This is a genomic window from Streptococcus parasanguinis (assembly GCF_015557775.1).
Lineage (GTDB): Bacteria > Bacillota > Bacilli > Lactobacillales > Streptococcaceae > Streptococcus > Streptococcus parasanguinis_AA.
Genome location: NZ_JADNOY010000003.1, coordinates 178,799 through 200,697, shown reverse-complemented (window position 1 = coordinate 200,697; position 21,899 = coordinate 178,799). Strand labels below are relative to the sequence as shown.

The 21,899-nt window shown below is 44.5% G+C and carries 16 protein-coding genes; 2 read left to right on the top strand and 14 right to left on the bottom strand.

The features are described 5' to 3' along the window. Nucleotides 1-52: 52 nt before the first annotated feature. From I2F76_RS05710 to rlmB, 3 genes are read right to left on the bottom strand one after another with little or no spacing between them, the layout of a single operon-like run. Nucleotides 53-916, bottom strand: a complete 864-nt coding sequence (locus I2F76_RS05710; protein WP_195487427.1) for a DegV family protein — start codon at nucleotides 914-916, stop codon at nucleotides 53-55. Continuing rightward, nucleotides 916-1,428, bottom strand: a complete 513-nt coding sequence (locus I2F76_RS05705) for an NYN domain-containing protein (protein WP_014712893.1) — start codon at nucleotides 1,426-1,428, stop codon at nucleotides 916-918. Before I2F76_RS05705 ends, I2F76_RS05710 begins: the two co-directional genes overlap by 1 nt. A gap of 18 nt (nucleotides 1,429-1,446) precedes the next feature. After that, nucleotides 1,447-2,175 (bottom strand): 23S rRNA (guanosine(2251)-2'-O)-methyltransferase RlmB, encoded by a 729-nt coding sequence (gene rlmB / locus I2F76_RS05700; protein WP_003010074.1) that lies wholly within the window; start codon nucleotides 2,173-2,175, stop codon nucleotides 1,447-1,449. Between the two features lie 96 nt (nucleotides 2,176-2,271). Between rlmB and I2F76_RS05695 the strand changes: the two genes are divergently transcribed. Then, a complete protein-coding gene (locus I2F76_RS05695) occupies nucleotides 2,272-3,234 on the top strand; it encodes an aromatic acid exporter family protein (RefSeq protein WP_070590477.1) in 963 nt (320 codons plus the stop codon). 114 nt (nucleotides 3,235-3,348) lie between these two features. Then, entirely contained in the window at nucleotides 3,349-6,579 is a 3,231-nt protein-coding gene (locus tag I2F76_RS05690; protein ID WP_125334924.1) for an LPXTG-anchored zinc carboxypeptidase, read from the top strand. Between the two features lie 478 nt (nucleotides 6,580-7,057). Here the strand turns inward: I2F76_RS05690 and I2F76_RS05685 are convergent, their stop codons facing one another. From I2F76_RS05685 to I2F76_RS05635, 11 genes are all read right to left on the bottom strand, one after another. After that, entirely contained in the window at nucleotides 7,058-8,725 is a 1,668-nt protein-coding gene (locus I2F76_RS05685) for an alpha-glucosidase (RefSeq protein WP_195487426.1), read from the bottom strand. 66 nt (nucleotides 8,726-8,791) lie between these two features. Next, nucleotides 8,792-9,922 (bottom strand): ABC transporter ATP-binding protein, encoded by a 1,131-nt coding sequence (locus tag I2F76_RS05680; protein ID WP_003010064.1) that lies wholly within the window; start codon nucleotides 9,920-9,922, stop codon nucleotides 8,792-8,794. A 124-nt stretch (nucleotides 9,923-10,046) separates the two neighbouring features. After that, the gene (locus I2F76_RS05675; RefSeq protein WP_195487425.1) at nucleotides 10,047-10,907 is read right to left on the bottom strand and encodes a helix-turn-helix domain-containing protein; all 861 of its coding nucleotides are present in this window, start codon (nucleotides 10,905-10,907) and stop codon (nucleotides 10,047-10,049) included. Next, nucleotides 10,907-11,302, bottom strand: a complete 396-nt coding sequence (locus I2F76_RS05670; RefSeq protein ID WP_195487424.1) for a Mini-ribonuclease 3 — start codon at nucleotides 11,300-11,302, stop codon at nucleotides 10,907-10,909. The genes I2F76_RS05675 and I2F76_RS05670 overlap by 1 nt, the downstream gene beginning before the upstream one ends. After that, on the bottom strand, nucleotides 11,295-12,638 hold the full coding sequence (gene cysS / locus I2F76_RS05665; RefSeq protein WP_195487423.1) for a cysteine--tRNA ligase: 1,344 nt from the start codon (nucleotides 12,636-12,638) through the stop codon (nucleotides 11,295-11,297). Before cysS ends, I2F76_RS05670 begins: the two co-directional genes overlap by 8 nt. A gap of 20 nt (nucleotides 12,639-12,658) precedes the next feature. Next, a complete protein-coding gene (locus tag I2F76_RS05660) occupies nucleotides 12,659-13,525 on the bottom strand; it encodes a GNAT family N-acetyltransferase (protein WP_195487422.1) in 867 nt (288 codons plus the stop codon). Between the two features lie 12 nt (nucleotides 13,526-13,537). Then, the gene (cysE, locus tag I2F76_RS05655; protein WP_031576159.1) at nucleotides 13,538-14,155 is read right to left on the bottom strand and encodes a serine O-acetyltransferase; all 618 of its coding nucleotides are present in this window, start codon (nucleotides 14,153-14,155) and stop codon (nucleotides 13,538-13,540) included. 24 nt (nucleotides 14,156-14,179) lie between these two features. Continuing rightward, nucleotides 14,180-16,402: a polyribonucleotide nucleotidyltransferase gene (gene pnp / locus I2F76_RS05650; RefSeq protein WP_195487421.1), complete on the bottom strand. Its 2,223-nt coding sequence runs from the start codon at nucleotides 16,400-16,402 to the stop codon at nucleotides 14,180-14,182. A 620-nt stretch (nucleotides 16,403-17,022) separates the two neighbouring features. Further along, a complete protein-coding gene (locus I2F76_RS05645) occupies nucleotides 17,023-17,760 on the bottom strand; it encodes a hypothetical protein (protein WP_021154407.1) in 738 nt (245 codons plus the stop codon). Nucleotides 17,761-17,864: 104 nt separating this feature from the next. Continuing rightward, nucleotides 17,865-19,166 (bottom strand): DUF6287 domain-containing protein, encoded by a 1,302-nt coding sequence (locus I2F76_RS05640; RefSeq protein WP_195487420.1) that lies wholly within the window; start codon nucleotides 19,164-19,166, stop codon nucleotides 17,865-17,867. A 79-nt stretch (nucleotides 19,167-19,245) separates the two neighbouring features. Continuing rightward, the gene (locus I2F76_RS05635; protein ID WP_195487419.1) at nucleotides 19,246-21,891 is read right to left on the bottom strand and encodes an SEC10/PgrA surface exclusion domain-containing protein; all 2,646 of its coding nucleotides are present in this window, start codon (nucleotides 21,889-21,891) and stop codon (nucleotides 19,246-19,248) included. Nucleotides 21,892-21,899: the final 8 nt, after the last annotated feature.

Sequence of the window (21,899 nt, the reverse complement as noted above, 5' to 3'; positions counted from 1 at the left end):
CCGCCTACTATTGTATCAAAATTCTAAGATAAAAGTCAACCGATTTGGAAAATTATTTACGATTTTCTTTTCCCATGACAAATCCGATCAAGGAATTCGGGCCAACGTGGGCTGAAATAACTGGTCCAAGAGGCATCACAAGGACTTCATCGATGCCTTCAAGCGCAAGCATTTCTTGCTTCAGTGCTTCTGCTCCTTCTAGATCGTTGGTATAAGATACCAAGGCTGTGCTTTCACCGATATCTGCTTTGATCAGCTCCAGTAATTCCCGGACAGCTTTTTTGCGTCCCCGAACCTTGCTAATAGGGACTAATTTCCCTTCCGCATCTATCCAGAGAATGGGTTTGATGCTGGCCAAACTTCCCATGATCGCGGCACTTTTTGAGAGACGGCCGCCACGCATGAGGTGGTAGAGGTCATCAACTAGGAAATAAGTCCGCAGTTTTGGCGCTAGGTCCATGATTTCTTCTTTGGCTTCTGCTAATGAACGACCTGCATCACGCGCAGCTACTGCTCGCATGACCAGATAACCCTCTCCAATCCCAGCAGCCTTCGGATCGACAATCTCGATCACGGCTTCCGGGTAGTCTTCTAAAACCAGGTCTCGTGCCATGACTGCACTCTGATAGGTCCCAGATAAGACCGATGAAAAGGCCACATAAAGCAGATCTTTTCCTTCTTTGGCAAATTGTTTAAAGGTTTCCTGAAATTGGCCCACATTGACCTGACTGGTTGTCGGTTTGGCCCCATTTTTCATGGCTTCTAAAAGCTCAGGGCTGGTCAATTGAGCTTGGCCTACTGTCTGGTAAACCGTCCCATCTAACTCAATGGTCAAGCCAAGAATGGTCACCTGATGTTCCTTGGCCCAGTTTTGGTCTAAATCTGCGGTCGAATCGGTTAAAATAGCAAATGTCATTACTTGTCTCCCATCATTTCTTGTAATTGTCGCAATACTTGGTGATCGAGCGGTCGCATGGGTGGTTTTTGATCGTTAACCACTCGCTGCGCTTGATTGAGGTTTCCTTTGACGACTGCGACCCGTTTTTCTAACTCTCTGGCAGATACCCGAAGAGCTCCTTGAGCAAAGACGGTCCATTGCTCATTTAAGTCACTGGTCGCTACTGATACTTGGTGGAGGGGCGTGTTAAGCTCTGCCGCCAAGCGCTCGATATAGTCATCTGCCGTCTCATCCTCACCGGTAAAGACCACCTGAACATTGAACTCCTCATAGGTCTGCCGCACTCCTGGCATATACTGGGCATCAAAGACACAGATGACTTCGATTCCTTCAAAGCTAGCATAGTGGCTCAGTTTTTGCAGGAGGATATTGCGGGCTGCATCGAGCTCACTTTTTTGAAAGAGCTGGCGGGTCTCCTGCCAAAAGGCAATCATATTATAGCCGTCAACCAATAAGATTTTTCGTTTCATATCATTGCCTTTCTAGGATTATAGTCGATTGCGAAAGACCTCATACATAAGGATGGCTGCTGCCACACTGGCATTGAGGCTTTGCACATGACCATTCATGGGAATGGTGATCATCTCATCGACTTGTTTTTTGATATTGGCTGAGATCCCTTTTCCTTCATTGCCAATGATCAAGGCTAACTTGCCAGCCGTATTCCACTGATGAGATGGCGTGCCGTTCATGTCGGTTCCAAAGATCCAGAAGCCCTCTTCCTTTAGCTTGTCTAAGGTTTGGCTAAGATTGGTCACACGCGCAATGGGAATGTGTTCCACTGCTCCGGTAGAAGTTTTTGACACCACTGGGGTCACCCCAACCGCTCGGTGCTTAGGAATGATGACTCCTGAGACATTGGTCGCATCAGCTGTCCGCAAGATAGATCCAAGATTGTGCGGATCTGTTAAGCCATCGAGAATCAATAAAAGCGGGTTCTCTTCTTGGGCTGTCTGTTTCAGAATCGCTGCCAAGTCGGTGTAAGCAAAGGCTGCCACTCGAAGAACAAAGCCTTGGTGAACAGCTCCTTCTGTCATTTCCTGCAGGGTTTTCTTTGGCGTCCAAGAAATCGACACTTTTTTCTCAGCTGCTAAGGCCTTGATCTTGTCGACATTTTTTCCTCGGAGATCTTCTTGAATATATAATTTATTGCCTGTATTGGCTTGTAAAGCCTCGGTGACTGCGTGAACACCGTATACGATATCGTTATTTTCCATAGAACTAGTATACCACAAGAAAGGAGGTTGAGGCCAATTCATGATATAATGAAATCAAATCTATCTTAATGAAGGAACCGAACTAGAAAGGAAGCCATGCCTCTTTTTCAACGAACCATCAAGCTCACCTTGGCCACCTGTTTAGCAGCTGCCCTTGCTTATGCTCTGGGCTTGACCTATGCCATCTCAGCTGGCGTCATTGCCATCTTGAGTATCTCTGATACGCGTCGCAGTACGATCAAGCAAGCCTACCAGCGCTTTATGTCGACCTTGCTGGCCCTTGTGATCGGAAGTATCGCTTTTTCCTTTTTTGGATTCAACCTTTGGGCACTGGGAGTCTTTATCGCTCTCTATGTTCCATGCGCCTTTCTAATGGGTTGGCAGATTGGCATCACCCCTAGTACGGTCCTCGTCACCCATCTCTTGATTGAGCAGTCTACTTCCTGGGGGCTCTTGCTCAATGAACTTGCCCTCTTTTTAATCGGGACCAGCTTTGCCCTGCTGGCCAATCTCTATATGCCTTCTAATCAGGCTGCGATTGATCACTACCATGATGTTGTCGAAGACCAACTGAAAAAGATCCTTGGTCGTTTTGCGGAATTACTTGGTAAAGGGGATGGTCGCAACGATGCCCGCTTGATCAAGGAATTGGATGGTATCCTAAAGGACGCTTTAAATCTCGTCTATCTGGATCATTCCAACCACCTTTTTCATCAAACCAACTACCACATTCACTACTTCGAAATGCGCAAGCGCCAAAACGATATCCTGCGGGATATGGCAGAAAACGTCAACCGCTGTCAGTTAGCAGCGAGTGAAAGTATGATCTTGGCTCAACTTTTTAAGAAGACTGCGCAACAGTTAAGTCAGGAAAATCCTGCCCAAAATCTTCTAGATGATATTACTCAGTATTTGGCGATCTTCCGCGAACGGCCCTTGCCCAAGACCCGGGAAGAATTTGAAACACGCGCCACCTTGCTCCAATTGTTAAGAGATTTAGAAACCTTCATTCAGGTCAAGGTTGATTTTTACCAACAATTTCATCAGGAGACAGAATAGACAAAGAAGCCCTTGCCAAATGCAAAGGCTTCTTTATTGCGGGAGATGTTGAAAACGTTTTCCTAAAATGGTATACTGGAACAGGAAAATAACTTTTTAAGGAGGGTCTTCTATATGAAGTCTTCATATAAGAAACATTTGTACACTACGACGCTCAGCCTCTCAGCTGCTGTCTTGCTTTCTGTCATCGGTCATGGTCAAGTATCAGCCGATAGCTTAGAAGCGCCTCAAACAGAACCAAGTACGGTCCTTGAAGCAGCACCCGCTACTGAGCAAGCAGTGACAGCTGAGACTGCCAGTCCTGCTACAGCTGAAAAAGGAGACACCGCAGCCCCTGCCACTTCTGCGGAAACAGCCGCGACCTCTGATGTGGCTTCTACTACAGAAGTTGCTCCAGCTGCTAGTCCAAGCACTAACCGTGCTACAACAACCGCTGACCAATCGACACGATTGGCAGATAGCACCATTTATCTCTCTGAAAAGAGCACGATTGATGACAAAGTCCAAGAAAAAGCTCAAGCTGCTGGCAAGATCAACTGGACCTTGGACAACAAGCCTCTCTCGGAGTGGAAAACCTGGGATATGGAGACTGGAACCCTAAGCAAGGATCCATTCCTTACTATCACAGAGACTGCAAACGGCAATGATTTGGATCTCCATATGGAAGTGAAAGATCTCTTTGGTGAAGATCTTAGCCTTCGGAGCCCAAATAATATCCGCCGGACTTACCGCAACTACATCGGTAATCATGAGCTGGTCGGAACCAATGCAGACTTGGGTGTGACCATCAATAAAACTCTTGTTTTTCGACCTTACCAAGACTACCATACACATGAAGAGATGCTCGCTGCTATCGAAAAATCCAAGGAAGAAGCGAAACCCGATCGTTTGGTGCAGTTAGAAACCCTTGGTAAGAGCGCCCAAGGCCGGGACATGAAGATGGGGATCGTGAGCAAGGACCAAGCCAGCATCGATCACTACCTGTCTAGCACCAATCCTACAGCTTTGACCAAACCAAGCGAAATGCTGGCTGCACTGAAGGACAAGACCTTGGATTACAAACTACCTGTCTTAGTCCACAACACCCATGCGGATGAGCAGCCAGGGATCGACATCATCACAGGCCTCTTTAATACCTTTGCGACCAAGGAAAAGGTGAGCTTTAACACCACAGATGAAGCTGGAAATGCTAAAACTGTCACGCTAGATATTCCAACCTTGCTCAATAAATTCATCTTCTTATTTGACTTCACGGAAAACCCAGATGGAGATGCTCTCAACCTGCGGGCCCTAGCAAACGGGCTCGATCCAAACCGGGATGCCAGCTACCAAACCAACCCTGAAGTCCGGACCGTCATCCAAATGATCAACAAGTGGAATCCGATCGCTCTCTACGACTTACACGGTTTTGTAAAAGAATTCTTAATCGAACCTGCAACACCTCCACATGATCCGAACTTTGAATACGATCTCATGTCCAACCTCATGCTGGAAAATGCCCATCATATGGGCCGGGCTGGAGTTGCCAATTCCAAATACGACAGTTACATCATTCCAAAACTAGATTGGGGCGATGGCTGGGATGATTCCTTCTCTGGCTATACAGGGGTTTATGCTGTCTATCACGGCATCTTGGGCCACACCATTGAAATACCAGAATCCAACCAAGAATCCTATAAGGCTGGACGCAATGCTGTCCTAGGCGGCATTGACTTCCTCAACCAAGATCCAGACCGTCTCCTTGAGATGCGGCTCAACTTCTACTTACGTGGTCTCAATAAAACGGAAGATCCAAAAGCTGAAAATGAACTGGTCGGCCCAAATGGGGAAATCGTTGGACGTGTGAAAAACGGTCGTCCAAAATTCTTCCCAGACTACTACGTCATCCCAATGGGTCTCGACAAGGACAATGACGCCCAAGAAGCCTTCAATATGATCGACTACTTCAAACGCAATGGTGTCCTCGTCAAAGAACTCAAAGAAGATATTGGAAGCTATAAAAAAGGTGACTTGGTCATTGACATGGCCCAAGCCAAACGCGGCTATGCCAACCACATTCTCTACAAGGGCTCCAACGAATCTGCCTGGGCTGCGATGTACGCAGAGTTACTGGTTAACTTCCCAGATATGAGAGGGTTCAAGTCCGAACCTGTCTTTGCGGATGGTCTTTTCAATGGAAAATTAGGCGAAGTCACCACTACCCGTGCGACTCGTACTTCTGAGATCGATCCAAAAGCTCCTTACTATGTGATCGCAAATACCTCAGCCAGTGCCGTTAAAGCTATCAACCAGGCCATTTCCCAAGGAAAATCCGTCTACCTAACAGATGATGGCTACATCGTTGACCGCGATACCTTTGCTTCACTCCTGCCAAACTATGCCATCTATGGTGATGCCCTCTACAAGGTACCAAGCGGGCCAACCTTGAAACCGATGAAGGTCTACTCTCCAAACTACCACTATAATTGGGCTGGAGTCGATGCGCCTGCTCATACTAGTCTAGTCCTTGAAAAATTAGGCTTCCAAATCGTCAATACTCCAGAAGAAGCGGATGTTGTTATTTTGGAAAGCAATCGTTTTGACGCTTCCATCTTTGGTAAGAAACCAACTCTCGTCATCGGCGGGGAAGCCATGCAGAAACTGGAAAAATTGGGAGTTCTTGCAGGATTTGACGCTGAAAAATTAAAAGGCGGTAGCGACTACGAAGGCTTGATGAAAGCGATCATTGATGATCAGGATCCATTGACCAGCGGATACAAGAAGAACGCCCTCTTCTACTCCAACTCAGGAAACTGGATTGAAAAGGTTCCAGAGCATTTCAAAACCTTGATGAGTATTGCTCCGAGCGATTATTATATTGCAGGTTGGTGGCCACATAACGATGTTCTAGCCAACAAAGTCATGGCCATCTCTGGAGAACTGATGGGACAACCACTCTTTGTCTATGCAGGAAATCCAACCAACCGTCAACACCCTGTCCACTTCTTCCGCTGGGTAACCAACGCGATCTTTGGCAGCAAGTTGGCTAGCTTGATGGATTACGTTCCAGCTAAGGAACCAGATCAAGTGGTGGTTCCAATTCATAACCAAACAACCACTCCACAGCCAATCTTGACCAAGAAGGAGACTCCTAAAGTTCTCCTTCCACAAAAAGAAATGACAACTGAAAATGGAGAAAGTGTGCAAGCCTTGACTTACCAAGTGGGACAAAGCTTCCAAGAAAGTCCATCCAAGGCACAATTGCCACAAACTGGAGAAGACACAAGGGCGCACTTCATTCTTTCAGGCTTCTTGTTAGCCATTAGCGGAGGCTTCCTCCTCTTGAAAAAGAAAGAAGTTGAATAAGATTTTAGACTAGCTATGAATTTCAAGTTCATCTTTTCATAGAAAATCAATTTTTCATATAAAATAATCTAAAAATTAGACAGAAATTATAAAACTCGCTCTAATATTTAGCATTATTCAGTCTTATACTGAAACTTCCCGCTGTGAGAAAAGTGCTTGAAACTGTCATGTTTCAAGCACTCGGGAGTTTTGAAAGTAAAACAGTTCGGGGAACTGTTTTAGCCTGAGCCTAAAAATTGAAAAGCGAAGGGGTTCAATACTAATTGAACACGGGCTACGGATTGTGTCAAAAAGATAAGTTCTCCTAGAATCGAAAGATTCTGCGTCAAACTTCCTATTTTGACTTTATCCGTAGACGCCCTATGTATCTTAATTAGTCATGGAACTTCGTAGAAGTTCGCTGACGTCCGTACTCACCTAAGGAAAGTTACGAAAGATATATCTTCAAAAAGAACCTTCGCGTTTGCGAAGGTTCTTTCTATTCCACCAATTCCAGCACAATGCTTTGGTAAGGGGCCAATTCTAATACCTGGTCTCCTTCTTGGAACAACCCAGCAGTATTATTTAAAACGAGCGTTTTAATCGGAGCTGGTAACTCCAAAGTGGCCTGGCGATTTTGGAAATTGCTGACAACCAAGAGAAGCTTGTCCCCACGGCGTTCAAAGGCAATGATATTCTCACGGTCCCGATACGCTGGGATCATATCTCCAAACCGGATGGTATTTCCATAGAGGGGATGGCGATACAAGGCCGTCAGCTGGCGGTAATAATTCAAAATAGAATCTGGATCCTTTTCCTGGTCTTCCACATTAATGGAATAATCTGGTTTGGGACTGATCAGCCAGGCTGGTCCATCGCTAAAGCCCAGACCTGGCTCTCTTGTCCACTGCATCGGTGTCCGCGCATTGTCTCGGCTGTAGTTGGCAATCACTGCTAAGGCTTCTTCCTCGCTCAAACCAGCTTCTTTAGCCACATGATAGCCATTGATGGTCGCGATATCATCAAAGTCCTCTACTGATTCAAAGACTTGGTTTTCCATTCCAATTTCTTGGCCTTGATAGATAAACGGAATTCCCTTGCGCAAAACCTGAATAGTTCCTAGGGCTTTTTTACTGGTGTCGTTTACTGGACCTTCAGCAATATAATGGGACACCCCACGAGGCTCATCGTGGTTTTCAATGATGGTCGAGAGAATCCCAATACTATCTGCGCGCTCATGCGCTTGGAAAATACTTTCCTTGAGTTCATCTGCAGTTGGAAGAGCATGATCGAACCAGCCTTTTCCTTCCTGACCCAGCATGGTTTGTTTGAAGTCAAAGATGGAAGAGAAGACACCATCTTTTCCAATGAAGAAATGCAATTCTTCGTCGGTTTCATTGAAAACTTCCCCTACTGTGAAGGCATTGTACTTGGCGAAGGTCCGCTCCTTTAACTCTTGCAAGAAAGGTTCAATCGGTTGGGCATTGACCAGCGATTCCGGTACTGGGACCAGGCCATTGTCACGATCGGACGGAAGTGAACGCCATTCTAAATCTTTTTTAATGTTGATGATGGCGTCGATCCGGAAGCCCGCAATTCCCTTGTCCAACCACCAGTTGATCATCTTGTAAATCTCTTCGCGTAAGACAGGATTTTGCCAATTGAGATCCGGCTGATCCTTGTGGAAAGAATGGAGATAGTATTTGTTGGTGCCAGGAACGGGTTCCCAGACACTGCCTCCAAAGTAACTTTCCCAGTTGTTGGGTTCCTTGTCACTTTCGATGAAATAAAAGTAATCCGCATAAGGACCATCTGGATCCGCTAGAGCTTTTTGGAACCACTCGTGATGACTGGAGCAGTGGTTGACCACCAGGTCCATGATGATGGAAATGCCCCGTTTCTTACCTTCCGCAATCAGCTCCTCCATATCTTCCATGGTTCCAAAAATAGGATCAATGGCATAATAGTCGGAAATATCATAACCCTGGTCAATAAACGGACTCTTGTAAATAGGCGATAACCAGAGAATGTCAATCCCTAATTTTTGAAGGTAATCGAGTTTCTCCGTGATGCCTTTCAAATCCCCAACGCCATCACCATTGCTGTCTTTGAAGCTTTTTGGGTAGATCTGATAAGCGACCTTCCCCTTCCACCAGTCTTTTTCCATGTCTTGTCTCCTTAAAATGAAAGAGACTGAGACACATTGTCTCAGTCTCTATAGCGTCAGTAGGTATTAGTATACTGTTTTTTCAGTTTCTTTGTCGAAGAAGTGAGCTTTGTTCAAGTCAAATCCAAGTTCGATGGTTTCACCAGTTCCAAGGTAGTCACGTGCATCTACTTTAGCGATGAATTCGTTGTCACCAACTTGGCAGTACAAGTGAGATTCTGAACCAAGCAACTCAGATACAGAGATGGTTGCTTTCACGACTGATTCTGGGAATGTTTCAAGGAAAGCAGCTTCTGTATTCACGTCTTCTGGACGGATACCAAAGATCAATTCTTTACCATCATAGCCTTTTTCTTTCAAGACTTTCAAAGCACCTTCTGGAACTTTCAAGTTCAATCCATTGGCAACGATGTGTCCACCTTCCAATTTCACGTTAATGAAGTTCATAGCAGGGCTTCCGATGAATCCAGCTACGAATTTATTCACAGGGTTCTTATACACTTCTTGCGGAGTACCGATTTGTTCTACACGTCCGATAGTACCTGTACCAGCTGGGTTTTTAGTAGCAGACATGATAACGATACGGTCAGCCAATGTCATCGCTTCTGTTTGGTCGTGAGTTACGTAGATTGTTGTAGCTCCGATACGACGGTGGATTTTCGCAATTTCAGCACGCATGGATACACGAAGTTTAGCATCCAAGTTTGACAAAGGTTCGTCCATCAAGAACACTTTTGCATCACGGACAATGGCACGACCCATGGCCACACGTTGACGTTGACCACCAGAAAGGTCAGCTGGTTTACGATCCAAGAATTCTTTCAAGCCAAGGATTTCAGCTGCTTCTTGTACACGTTTGTCGATATCTTCCTTGCTGTATTTACGCAATTTCAAACCAAATGCCATGTTATCGTACACAGTCATGTGTGGGTAAAGAGCGTAGTTTTGGAATACCATGGCGATATCACGGTCTTTAGGTGCCACGTTGTTTACAACAGTGCCATCGATTGAACATTCACCTTCTGTGATGTCTTCAAGACCAGCGATCATACGAAGAGTCGTTGATTTACCACATCCTGAAGGACCTACGAAAACGATAAACTCTTTGTCTTTGATGTCCAAGTTGAAGTCTTCAACTGAGTAGTGTTCGCTGTTTGGATATTTTTTATAAATGTGACTAAGATTCAATTCTACCATGATGGTACTCCTTTGATTTTTATAGTTCTATTGTAAATGAAAACGTTTTACAAATCTATGGCAAGTCTCACAAAAAAGAAAAAGAGTTTTGTGCAAGTTGCACAAAACTCTGGATTGATTCCGTTTAAATCACATCTTGTAAGACCAAATGATAGCACAGGGCTAGATCTGTCAGATTTTTCAACTGAAGACCCGTCAACTCCTCCCACTTGTCAATCTTGTATTGGAGCGAATTGCGGTGGAGATAGAGTTGCTGGGCGGCCTTGGTGACGACTGCCCCATTGTCCCAAAGAGCAACAATGATGTCTTGCAATTGATCTTGACTTTCAATCAACTGATGCAAACTTGCCTTGATTGGAGTGAGATCCAAATCTGCCTGCTCGATTCCCCACAGATAGAGTTGAGAAAAGCGATAAACACCTTGATGGCCCTCTCGAATCCAAGCTCGAAAGACCGCCTGTTCTGCTCGGATGACAGGAGACACTTTCCCGTCTTTTGACTCGGTCCATACTTGCCCGACCAGGATAGATAAACGAATATTGAAGTCATACTCCATGGCAGAGACAGTATCTTTTAAGATATCGGCCACAGGTAAAGACTGGTCTTGATCTAGAATGAGCACATAATCTTGTCCGCTCAGTTGCAAGGTTGCTCGGAAGTTGGGCAAGAGTGTCTGCATCATCTCTAACCAAGAAGCCGTCCCTTCCGCTGTTGAATGTGAGATGTGGCAATAGACGAGCTGCATTTTTTGGATGACTTGAGGGGCTTCTCCCTTTCCATCGATCAGGTACTGGTACCAAGGATTAGGGGCAACCTCTTCTTCACCGCCCAACCAGGAAATCAATTGTTTTTCTCGCTCGGTTAGCTCTTCTTCCTTCAGCAGCAGCCATTGATGAGCCTGAAGGGGAATGGCTACATAACCCGTTGGTGGATTGGGTTGATCCGTTACCTCTGCCTGAGGAAACCACTCTCTGATATCTTTCACTACTTTGTCCCTTCTTCCACTTTTTGAATACACCAAGCCACCAATTCCTCTAAGCGGTTGATTTCATCTGTCAAGTGCAAGTAACCCATGACCGCTTCAAAACCTGTCGACATACGATAGGTCACAACGTCAGCATTTTTGGCCTTGGTGTGGCTATTGGTATTGCGACCGCGCTTGTAGATCTCCAACTCTTTTTCCGTCAGAATTTCTTGCTCCAGCATGCTTTCAATCAAGCTGGCCTGAGCCCGAGCAGAGACATAGCGGGTGGCAGCCTGATGAAGCTTATTGGGCTTGGTCATCCCTTGAAAAATCAGGTGTCTGCGAATATACATGGAATAGACCGCATCTCCCTCAAAGGCAAGGGCAATCCCATTGATTAGATTGACATCAATCACGTGTCCACCTTACACCTTCTTTTGTATCCAAGAGCTTGATTCCTTGTGCAGCCAATTCATCGCGAATCGCATCTGCTCGCGCAAAATCTTTCTTAGCCCGCGCTTCCTGACGTTCAGCGATCAAGGCTTCAATATCCGCATCCAAAACTTCTTCAACAAAGACCACTCCAAAGACTTCTAACATCTTTGCCAAGGCATCCTTAACGTCTTGATTGTAGTGACCTGAATTGATCCATTTGGCCAATTCAAAGACGACGGTGATTCCGTTTGCGGCATTGATATCTTCATCCATGGCCGCGATAAACTTGTCCACAAAACTTTGCAAGTCTGCTGGATCTACTTCTCCTGTGAACGGTTGCTCATAAGTGTTTTTCAAATACTTGAGGTTGGTCTCCGCATCGCGCACAGCTTTTTCTGTGAAGTTAATCGGCTTGCGGTAGTGCTGGGTCGCAAAGAAGAAACGAAGAACTTGACCATCAATGGTCTTGAGTGCATCATGCACAGTGATAAAGTTGCCCAAGGACTTGGACATCTTAACATTATCAATATTGACAAAACCATTGTGCATCCAGTAGTTGGCAAAGGTCTTGCCTGTCTTAGCCTCTGACTGGGCAATTTCATTGGTATGGTGCGGAAACTCAAGGTCAGCTCCACCACCGTGGATATCAATGGTATCGCCTAAAATCCCCGTTGACATGACCGAACATTCGATATGCCAGCCTGGACGACCAGGTCCCCAAGGGCTTTCCCAAGAAACTTCACCTGGTTTGGCAGCTTTCCAGAGGGCAAAATCGACTGGATTTTCCTTGCGAGCTGTTTCCTCATCTGTCCGACCAGAAGCACCTAGCTCTAAGTCTTCCAAAGTTTTATTGGCTAATTTTGCATAGTTGTGGGATTTTTCCACACGGAAATAGACATCGCCTTGGCTCTCGTAGGCATAGCCTTTTTCGATCAAGTCGATAACAAAGCGAATGATATCATCCATAAACTCAACCACACGAGGGTGGCGGGTTGCAGGCTTGACTCCAAGAGCCGTCACATCTTCACGAAAAGCCGCGATGTACTTATCCGCCACTTCCTGAGGAGTAATGCCTTCCTCTTTGGCACGATTAATGATCTTATCATCCACATCTGTAAAATTGGAAATGTAGGCAACTTCGTAGCCACGATACTCAAAGTAGCGACGAATCGTGTCAAAGGCCACCGTTGAGCGGGCATTCCCTACGTGGATATAGTTGTAAACCGTCGGACCACAAACATACATGCGGACCTTTCCTTCCTCGATGGGGACAAATTCTCGCAAATCACGAGACATGGTATCATAAATTTTTAACACGCTTCATTTCCTTTCTGTTTCTACTCTTTTGGCTTCAAATAAACCACCTGAGTCTGTTTGACAAAGCCAATCTTTTCATACAAACGTTTGGCACCTACATTGCTGTCTTCCACGGCAATCTGAAAGGACTTGTCATTTTGCTCAATGAGTTGGTTGACAAGAGATTTTGCCAGGTAGCTTCCATAGCCTTTTCCACGTTCATGTTCGGCTATTGCTAAACCATAGAGGTAATTCGTATTACTCGATAAATCAACTGTACAAGTTCCAATAACCTGACCGTTTTTTAGCAAAATATATAGGCGACTTTCTGGATCTTTCAGAGCTTCAGCGACATATCTATCCACAACTTCTTTAGATTCATGCTCCTCTGAAAATGCCTGAAATTTCAACTGACTAATTTGATCCTGATACGAACGATCTGCTAACAAAACGTCCAGATTGGAAACAGTGGCTAACGGATAAGGTCTTCTATCCTTACCTAACCAGGTTTCTGTCTCTTCATCCTCGACCAGTCCCCAATTGCTGGCAAACTCAGGATGGCGCTCTAGAAAAACACGTTCTGTCTGAAAAGTTACAGACTCAATTGGATAAGAGGCCGTTTCTGTCTCAAAACTTCCATACAAAGCACGCGCAATTCCCTGCCGACGGTGATTGGGGTAGACCAGAATCGCTACTTCCACATCTTGGTCATCCGCATAGATAGTTAATAGGCCAACAAGTTCACCCTTTTCATAATAAAGGAAAAAGGCGGGCATATCGGGATCAAAATTGAGCATATTGGAGAGATAAGGATCCCGAAAAGTTCCGTCATACTTCTGACAGATGGCAATAAGGGCCTTTGCTTCCAGTAGTTGGTGGTCATTCAATGTATGGGTTGCTTGAATCACGTAGCGATCTCCTTACAAGCTAGAAGACCGATGACTGGCTTCCTTGGCATGCTCCATCTTATTCACATAGTATTCGCGTTTTTCTTCTTCTTGGTGAATGATTGGCTCATCCTTCTTACCGTGAACACGAACAATCTTGGCAGGAATACCGACAACGGTCACATCACTTGGTACATCTGAAACCACGACCGCTCCCGCTCCTACTTTGGCCTTGGCCCCAATCTCAATCGGACCGATGACCTGGGCATGAGCGGAGACCAAGGCTCCTTCACGAACCGTTGGATGGCGTTTCCCGACATCCTTCCCTGTTCCCCCAAGGGTCACCCCGTGGTAGAGCATGACACCTTTTTCAACAATGGCCGTTTCCCCGATAACGAGGCCCGCTCCATGGTCGATAAAGACACCAGAAGCAATGGTCGCACCTGGATGGATTTCAATCTGGGTCCAAAAACGCCAAAACTGACTATGCATCCGCGCCAAGAGCTTAAAGCCATGGTTCCACAAAAAGTGGGAAACACGGTGAGCTGCCAGTGCTTTGACGCCCGGATAGGTCAAAAGGACCTCCAGCGAGGTACGCGCTGCTGGGTCATTTTCTTTTACAATATCGATGGTTTCACGCCACCATCCCATACCGTGCTCCTCCTTTTCTAATGATTATTCTGAATCTTTTTGTGTAATAGTAAAGTCTTTTTTAGGTTTGTGGTCTTTGTTGTGGTGACGAGGACGGTCGCCATGGCGATGAGTTTTTTCACCTTTTTCCTCGCTGTTTTCTGCTTTTGGCGGACGAGGGAGAAGAGCTTTCATAGAAGCATCGACACGACCTTTTTCGTCAATCTTGATAATCTTCACATCGACTTCATCACCGATGGCTACCAAGTCTTCGACACGGTTGGTGCGCGTCCAAGCCATTTCAGAGATATGAACGAGGGCATCTGTCTTGTCAAAGAGGTTGACAAAAGCACCAAATTTCTCGATCCGAACCACTTTGGCATGGTAGACTTCGTCCACTTTCGCTTCACGAACCAAACCAGCAATGATTTCCTTAGCACGGTTGATGGCATCTTGGTCGCTCGAGTAGATAGATACGTTACCTTCTTCGTCGATATCAATCTTAACGCCTGTTTCAGCGATGATCTTATCGATGGTTTCTCCACCCTTACCGATGACAATCTTAATCTTGTCCACATCAATCTTGATGGTGTCAATTTTCGGAGCTGTTGGAGCCAATTCTGGACGAACTTCTGGAATAGTTGCTTCGATCACATCAAGGATTTCAAAACGAGCTTTCTTGGCTTGAGCCAAAGCTTCCGTCAAGATTTCCGCAGTAATCCCTTGGATCTTGATATCCATTTGAAGGGCTGTAATCCCATCACGAGTTCCTGCAACCTTGAAGTCCATATCTCCAAAGTGGTCTTCCAAACCTTGGATATCTGTCAATACGGTATAGTTATTTCCATCTGAGATGAGACCCATGGCAATACCTGCTACTGGTGCCTTGATTGGCACACCACCCGCCATAAGGGCAAGTGTTCCCGCACAGATAGAGGCTTGAGATGAAGAACCGTTTGATTCCAAAACTTCTGCTACCAAACGAATCGCGTATGGGAATTCTTCCAAGCTTGGCAATACTTGAGCAAGAGCACGCTCTCCAAGAGCACCGTGACCAATTTCACGACGACCAGGTGCACCGTAACGTCCAGTTTCCCCTACAGAGTATTGTGGGAAGTTATAGTGGTGCATAAAGCGTTTCTTGTATTCTGGATCCAAACCATCGATGATTTGCGTTTCACCCATTGGCGCCAAAGTCAAGATAGAAAGAGCTTGCGTTTGTCCACGCGTAAAGAGTCCTGAACCGTGCACGCGAGGAAGGTAGTCGACTTGTGCATCCAACGGACGGATTTCGTCGACCTTACGACCATCAGGGCGAACCTTGTCTTCAGTAATCAAACGGCGCACTTCTGCGTGTTCCATTTGTTCCAAGATTTCAGCTACATCACGCATGATCCGGTCAAATTCTTCGTGGTCTGCATATTTTTCTTCGTAAACGGCTGTCACTTGGTCTTTAACCGCTTGAGTCGCAGCTTCACGCGCTAATTTTTCTTCTACTTGAACTGCTTTTTGGAGGTCACTGTTGTAGGCTGCAATGATTTCAGCTTGCAAGTCAGCATCTACATGAAGCAATTCTACTTCTGCTTTTTCTTTCCCAACTGCTGCAACGATTTCTTCTTGGAAGGCAATCAATTCTTTAACAGCTTCATGCCCTTTGAGAAGGGCTTCCAACATGATTTCTTCTGACAATTCTTTAGCGCCAGACTCTACCATATTGATAGCGTGTTTGGTACCAGCTACTGTCAATTCAAGAAGAGAGCGCTCAGCTTGTTCTTGCGTTGGGTTGATGACGATCTCCCCATCCACATAACCTACTTGTACCCCGGCGATTGGTCCGTCAAACGGAATATCTGAGATAGAAAGTGCCAAGGATGAACCAAACATGGCTGCCATTGGGGCAGAGGCATTTTCATCGTAAGAAAGAACCGTATTGATGACTTGCACTTCGTTACGGAAACCTTCCGCAAACATAGGACGTATTGGACGGTCGATCAAACGCGCTGTCAACGTCGCATCAGTAGAAGGACGTCCTTCCCGTTTCATAAAGCCACCAGGAAATTTCCCAGCCGCATACATTTTTTCTTCGTAGTTGACTTGAAGTGGGAAGAAATCCCCAGTTGCCATCTTCTTAGACATGACAGCTGCCGTCAAGACAGTTGACTCACCGTAACGTACGACAACAGCGCCATTTGCTTGCTTGGCAACCTGGCCAGTCTCTACGATTAACTCACGACCCGCAAAAGTCGTTTGAAACACTTGTTTTGTCATTGTAATCCCCTTTGGATTGATAAAATTATACGACTTGCCTACAAAGATCAAGATATTTTGGACGGTTCGGCTTGCCGAACATTTCTGTAGAAAAATAGGAAGGTGACGCCGCACTCGATGAGTGCTAGGAAGCTTATCTTTTTTCCTAAGAAATGAGGCCAAAATTCAGTTCATCAGGATACAAAGGGCGTGAAGAATCCCGTATGAAAATAGGAGATTGACGCAGTGTGCCACGCACACCAGGAAATCTATCTTTTTCACTAGGGGATTAGCCCGTGTTCAACTATCAAGATATTTTGGACGGTTCGGCTTGCCGAACATTTCTGTAGAAAAATAGGAAGGTGACGCCGCACTCGATGAGTGCTAGGAAGCTTATCTTTTTTCCTAAGAAATGAGGCCAAAATTCAATTACTCAAGATACTAAGGCTACCCAACTCAACGAGATAGGAATTTCAAGAGCCCATCTATTTGTTATATCCTCATCTTTGTATCCAAGCACGTATACCTTTTATTTTAACATATTCAAGCCCAAAAGAAAAAGGCTTTAAGGGCCTTTTTCTGCGAATCTTCCAAGAGACCTATATAAAAATTTTAGATCCAGGTATAGCTTCTATTTATTTTTAAGATTTCGCGAATTCTGTACTGTCGACATAAAAGCGTGTTTTATGGCTTCCACCCTTGTAGTTCTTATTGTTACGTTTCAAGACAAAACGTCTGTATGGATCGGAAGTACCTTGGATAGTCGTTGTCACTTCAACTGAATCTTCATTGACCACCCATTCATCAGGCGAAGGGATTTCCATCGGTGGCATCGCTCCTCCACGACCACCAGGTACAATTTCGTAGAAGGCCTTGTCTTTTGTCGAATAGAGCCAGCCGTCCTTCTTTTCGTTTGTCAGTTGGATCAGCTTGTCTTGTGACAGACTGCGGATAGAGTCCGATGTCTCTTCTGCATTCAATTTATCAATGACATCTTGCAGATTATAGGTTCCCGGCGTATAGGTATTGTAGTAATCAATGAACATGTCTTGCGGGTAACCATCAACCGCACCGTGATCATTGTTCAACTCTAGCAAGCGAGTCGGTTGCACCTGAAGTGAATAGGTCAAAGACGCACTGTTTTCAATGATCGAGTAGATATCCGCTTGGTCCGCTTTTGACAAGGTCCCAATGGCTTCTTTATCATGCTCATCTGACTTAGCTTCTTCTGACTGTTCTTTTTCTTGCGCCTTGTCAGATGATTTTTTGACCGATGAAGCTCCTACTGGACTGTGCTTACGCTCATAGCGTTTTGGGGCGCAGGCTGCTAGGGAAATTACCGAACCAACTGTTAAGAATAAAATAATAAATTTTTTCACAATATCTCCTATTTTTTTATCCTAGTCTATCAAAGGAAATCTATTTACTCAGTATCAATGAAGAGACCACTAGCAAATATAATTTTTTGTTTTTCTAACCTTTTTTAGTCTTCCTTATAGAACAAGTCGCTTTGATCTGAAATAACATTCTGACCCCAATAAATAATATCCTTACTATTATCAACAGAAAAATTTCCATATTTTAATGATGCAGGAAACTCTTGACCTGCTGGGAAAAAACTCATTGCTGAAGCACCAGCTGGGGCAGTTGAATGAACACTACTACTTAAGTATCCAAATTCATGATTAAAGCGGTCTACAACCTGATCTGTTGGTGCACCATTTATCTTTGATATACCGTTATCATCAAATGTTACACTCATTCCTTTCCCATTTCTCCAGGTCCCTGCAATACTTGAAAAATCACCGTTCTGAATTTCTTGAATATTCATTCCACTGCTTTTCTTACTTGTGCTTGCTGATTTAGAACCATCCACACGCGTTGTGAAGTCAAGGGCGATCCAGCCTTGTCCAGATTCAAGCTTGCCCCAGGTATGACCATCGGCATCTACGGTTTCCGTAATGGTGTGAGTTCCTTTTGAGATCATCCCTGCAGAGGGTGCTGAAGTAGACGGTTCTTTTCGAATACGAAGATCGGCCACGCTAACTTGTACTTGAAAGCTTTCCGATTTTTTCTCTTCTGCTTTAGCTGTTGATTTGGAGTATCCTGTACCATCAAATGTTTTCCAGTCAAGTTTACTGAGGTCTAACTTCTTGGCTGAAATACCGAGAGCCTGCTCTGCTGTTTCCTTCCCACCAATTTGAATGGTTGCTTTCTTTTCTTCCTTGGCTTCCCCTTTTCCTAGTGAATATAGGATCAATTCCATTTCTGGATTAAGGGATTGCCAAGTGGCATAGACGATTTGCCCATTGTCAAAAACTTCTAAGCTAGAGCGATAGCCACCTGCAGAAGCCACATAGGCTACATGGAGCAAGGTTGGCTGCTTATCTTTCAAATAATACACAGCAGCAATCGTTTTGCCATCCCCAATCAGCAGTTCATCATTACCATCACGATTAAGATCCTCAAAAGCATATTGCCACTCATTGGTACTCCCAAGTGTTTGAAGGTTAAAGACATACGCATATTCTTCTGAAGTTGCTTCGATCTTCTTCAGTTCATTTTGTAAAGCTGTTTTGTCCTTAGTATGAATGGCAACCGCATAAGACTTATAGCGATCTAATACCTCTTGATAATACTTTTGACCTGTATCCTTCTTCTCTTTTTTAACCGATGATGACGTTGCTGTCTTTGTTTTACTTTGGCGTTCATAGCGTTTGGGCGTACAAGCCACCAGAGCTAGAACGGACGCACCCGCCAGTAGTGAAATCATAACCTTTTTCATAAAAATTTCCCCATTCGACTTACTTTTTTCTTAAAATTATATCATTTTAGGCTGGGTTTCCCCAGCCTAAATAGTGTTTTTATTTTGATTCGCGTTTGCGTTTCAATCCAACAAAACCTAGAGCTGCCATTGCTAGCCCCATAAGTCCAAGTGTACTTGTAGTTCCACCAGTTGATGGCAATTTCTTCATATTTGCTTGTTCTTCTTGAGCTGCAACTGGTGTGTTTGCACCAGGAGTTCCTGTTACGATTGGGACGATTGTCTTCATCACTTTGTTTTGAGTGGATTCATGACGAACTGGTTCGTTGCGACGAGTTTCTTCTTCGTGTTTGATACGTTCTTGTTCGAGACGAATTGCTTCTTCCAATTGTTTCGCTTTAACGAGTTTTTGATAAGCTTCGAAGACGCGAGTGTAATCTTCTTGAGCCACTTTCGCTTTTACTTTCAAAGCTTCAAGTTTTGCAACTTCTGTTTCAAGAGTTGCTTTAGCTTCAGCTGTTTTAGCTTTTGCTTCAGTTAGTGCTTTTTCAGCTTCAGCAAGTTTTGTAGGAGCATTCTTGAGCAATTCAAGATAATCTTTTGCGTCTTGTACGGCTTGTTCTGCTGATTTGACAGCTTGTTTAGCACGTTCAACTTTAGCTTTAGCTTCAGTTGTTGCAAGACCTTTTGCTTTCAAATCGTTTTCAGCGTCGATTGCTGTTTTAAGAGCAAGTTTAAGATCTTCTTCTTGAGCAACCAATTTAGCTTTAGCGTCTTTTAATTCAGATTCGCGTTGTGCACGAACTTGTTGCAAGTTTGCAAGATTTGATTTAGCTGTTGCAAGTTCATCTTTAGCTGTTTCAAGAGCTTTTGCAGTTTCAACTACTTTAGCTTGAGCTGCTGGAGTTTGTTCTTTGACCGCAAGCGCGTCATCGTATGCTTTTTGAGCTTTAGCAATAGCATTTTGAGCAGCGTTCAATTTTGTTTGAGCGTCAACTTGAGCTGATTTTGCAGAAGCAAGATCATTTTCAGCAGATTTAACGGCTTTATCCGCTGCTATTTTCTTATCTTTTGCTGCCTGAAGTGCTTGTTCTTTCTCTGCAATCGAAGAAGTAAGGGAGGATTTGTATTCAGCATCAGTACTAATATAGTCTGCCTTATCTTCGTTCATAGCACGGCTTGTTGACAAAATGTGAACCGCACCAGAACTTATACCGATACCAATACCAGTTCCTTGAAGTGTGATTAAATGTTTTGTGTGACCGTTAGATTGGTCACCATCGGCAAACATCATTTTACGGATTGCGCTCGCAATGTCTTGTTTGATATTTAACATAGTGTATCCGTCAAAGTTTTCTTTATGCCATTCTGGTAAAAGTCCCCCAAGAGATTCTCCCGCACCGTATTGTCCAAGAATTGAAGATAGGTGTTCCCAATTTTTAAGAAAATTAAACTTATCTGGTGTCCCTCCATTATCCGCATAGAACTTAGAATATCCATGAGCGATAGTGTCAGCCATTTCTTGACCACCTACTGTCAATTGAAGAGGTTCTATTGTTTTACCTGGTTCGCGTTTAGACCAATATTGTTGGTTAAGGTCATTCAACATTTGAGCCGTAAATTCAGCAAGTTCTTTACGTTGAGCTGATGTAAGATTTGCAAGATCGACGACTTCTTTATTAGAGCCAATGCCTGTTTGGCTATAAGCATCCCAGTCGATTTCTGGTTGCAATTTCATGAACTCATCTTTATGAGAGATGAACCATTCGTAGTCCTTAATATCGTGTTTTGCATAGTCAGCAGGAACGAAGATTTTACGGAGAGCTTCGTCTTGTTTCAACTTAGCAACTTTTTCTTGATAAGCGGCGTTTGCTGCATCAAGTGCTTTTTGAGCTTCATCAACTTCAGCTTGAGCGACACCTGCTTTAGCTTTTGTTTCAGCAAGAGCTTTTTCTTTTGCTTCTACGTTAGCTTTTGCATCAGCGAGACCTTGTTCAAGAGCAGGAACGTTCTTTTCAGTACGTTCTTTTTCGAGAGCTGATTTTGTTTCATCAATTTTAGCTTGACGGGATGCGTCGAATTCTTTTGCACGAGTCAATTCATCTTGAGCGGCTTTATTCACAGACTCTGCATCTTTCAGTTTATTTCCCGCAATCGTCACTGTCTCCTGTGCTCTGGTCAGTGTTGTCTCATTAAGAGCTTGTTCTGCCTTCTTCACTTCTTCCTTGGCTAATGCGACTTTTGCTTTTTCATCTTCTATTTTTTTAGTAGCCTCTTCATATTTTTTTCCTGATTCGGCTTCTGCTGTCTCAGCTGATTTCACACCTTCTTCAGCCGTTTTTACACTTTCTTCAGCTGATTTCACACCAGCCTCTTTTGTTTTAATGGCTTCTTCAGCTTTTGCAATATTTTCAGGAGTTGCTTCCCTCGCAGCTTCTTTTGTTTTTTCATAGGTTGCTGCTGCCGTTTTTTCAGCAGCTTCCGCTTCCTTAGCCTTTTGATCGGCCACGCTGACAACCTTTTCTTGTTCTGTTACCGTTTTAGCCGCAGCATCAGCTTGCTCTTTTGCTGTATCAACTGCCTCTTTTGTAACCTCAGCAGTATGGTCAATATTTGAAACAGTTGCTGATGTCCCTGTCTGAGGTTGAGCAACTGGCGCTTCTTCAGCTTGTACAACTGAAGTTACAGCAGTAGCGGCAATAATAGTAGCACCGATAGCAATACTTTTCTTTGTTGTTTTATTCATAATTATAT

Bases quoted from the DNA above. Each gene is read 5' to 3' on its own strand.
- I2F76_RS05705 (WP_014712893.1), bottom strand. From the start codon at position 1,428: ATGAAACGAAAAATCTTATTGGTTGACGGCTATAATATGATTGCCTTT.
- I2F76_RS05695 (WP_070590477.1), top strand. From the start codon at position 2,272: ATGCCTCTTTTTCAACGAACCATCAAGCTCACCTTGGCCACCTGTTTA.
- pnp (WP_195487421.1), bottom strand. From the start codon at position 16,402: ATGACAAAACAAGTGTTTCAAACGACTTTTGCGGGTCGTGAGTTAATC.
- I2F76_RS05640 (WP_195487420.1), bottom strand. From the start codon at position 19,166: ATGAAAAAGGTTATGATTTCACTACTGGCGGGTGCGTCCGTTCTAGCT.
- I2F76_RS05710 (WP_195487427.1), bottom strand. From the start codon at position 916: ATGACATTTGCTATTTTAACCGATTCGACCGCAGATTTAGACCAAAAC.
- I2F76_RS05685 (WP_195487426.1), bottom strand. From the start codon at position 8,725: ATGGAAAAAGACTGGTGGAAGGGGAAGGTCGCTTATCAGATCTACCCA.
- I2F76_RS05690 (WP_125334924.1), top strand. From the start codon at position 3,349: ATGAAGTCTTCATATAAGAAACATTTGTACACTACGACGCTCAGCCTC.
- I2F76_RS05680 (WP_003010064.1), bottom strand. From the start codon at position 9,922: ATGGTAGAATTGAATCTTAGTCACATTTATAAAAAATATCCAAACAGC.
- cysE (WP_031576159.1), bottom strand. From the start codon at position 14,155: ATGGGATGGTGGCGTGAAACCATCGATATTGTAAAAGAAAATGACCCA.
- I2F76_RS05635 (WP_195487419.1), bottom strand. From the start codon at position 21,891: ATGAATAAAACAACAAAGAAAAGTATTGCTATCGGTGCTACTATTATT.
- rlmB (WP_003010074.1), bottom strand. From the start codon at position 2,175: ATGGAAAATAACGATATCGTATACGGTGTTCACGCAGTCACCGAGGCT.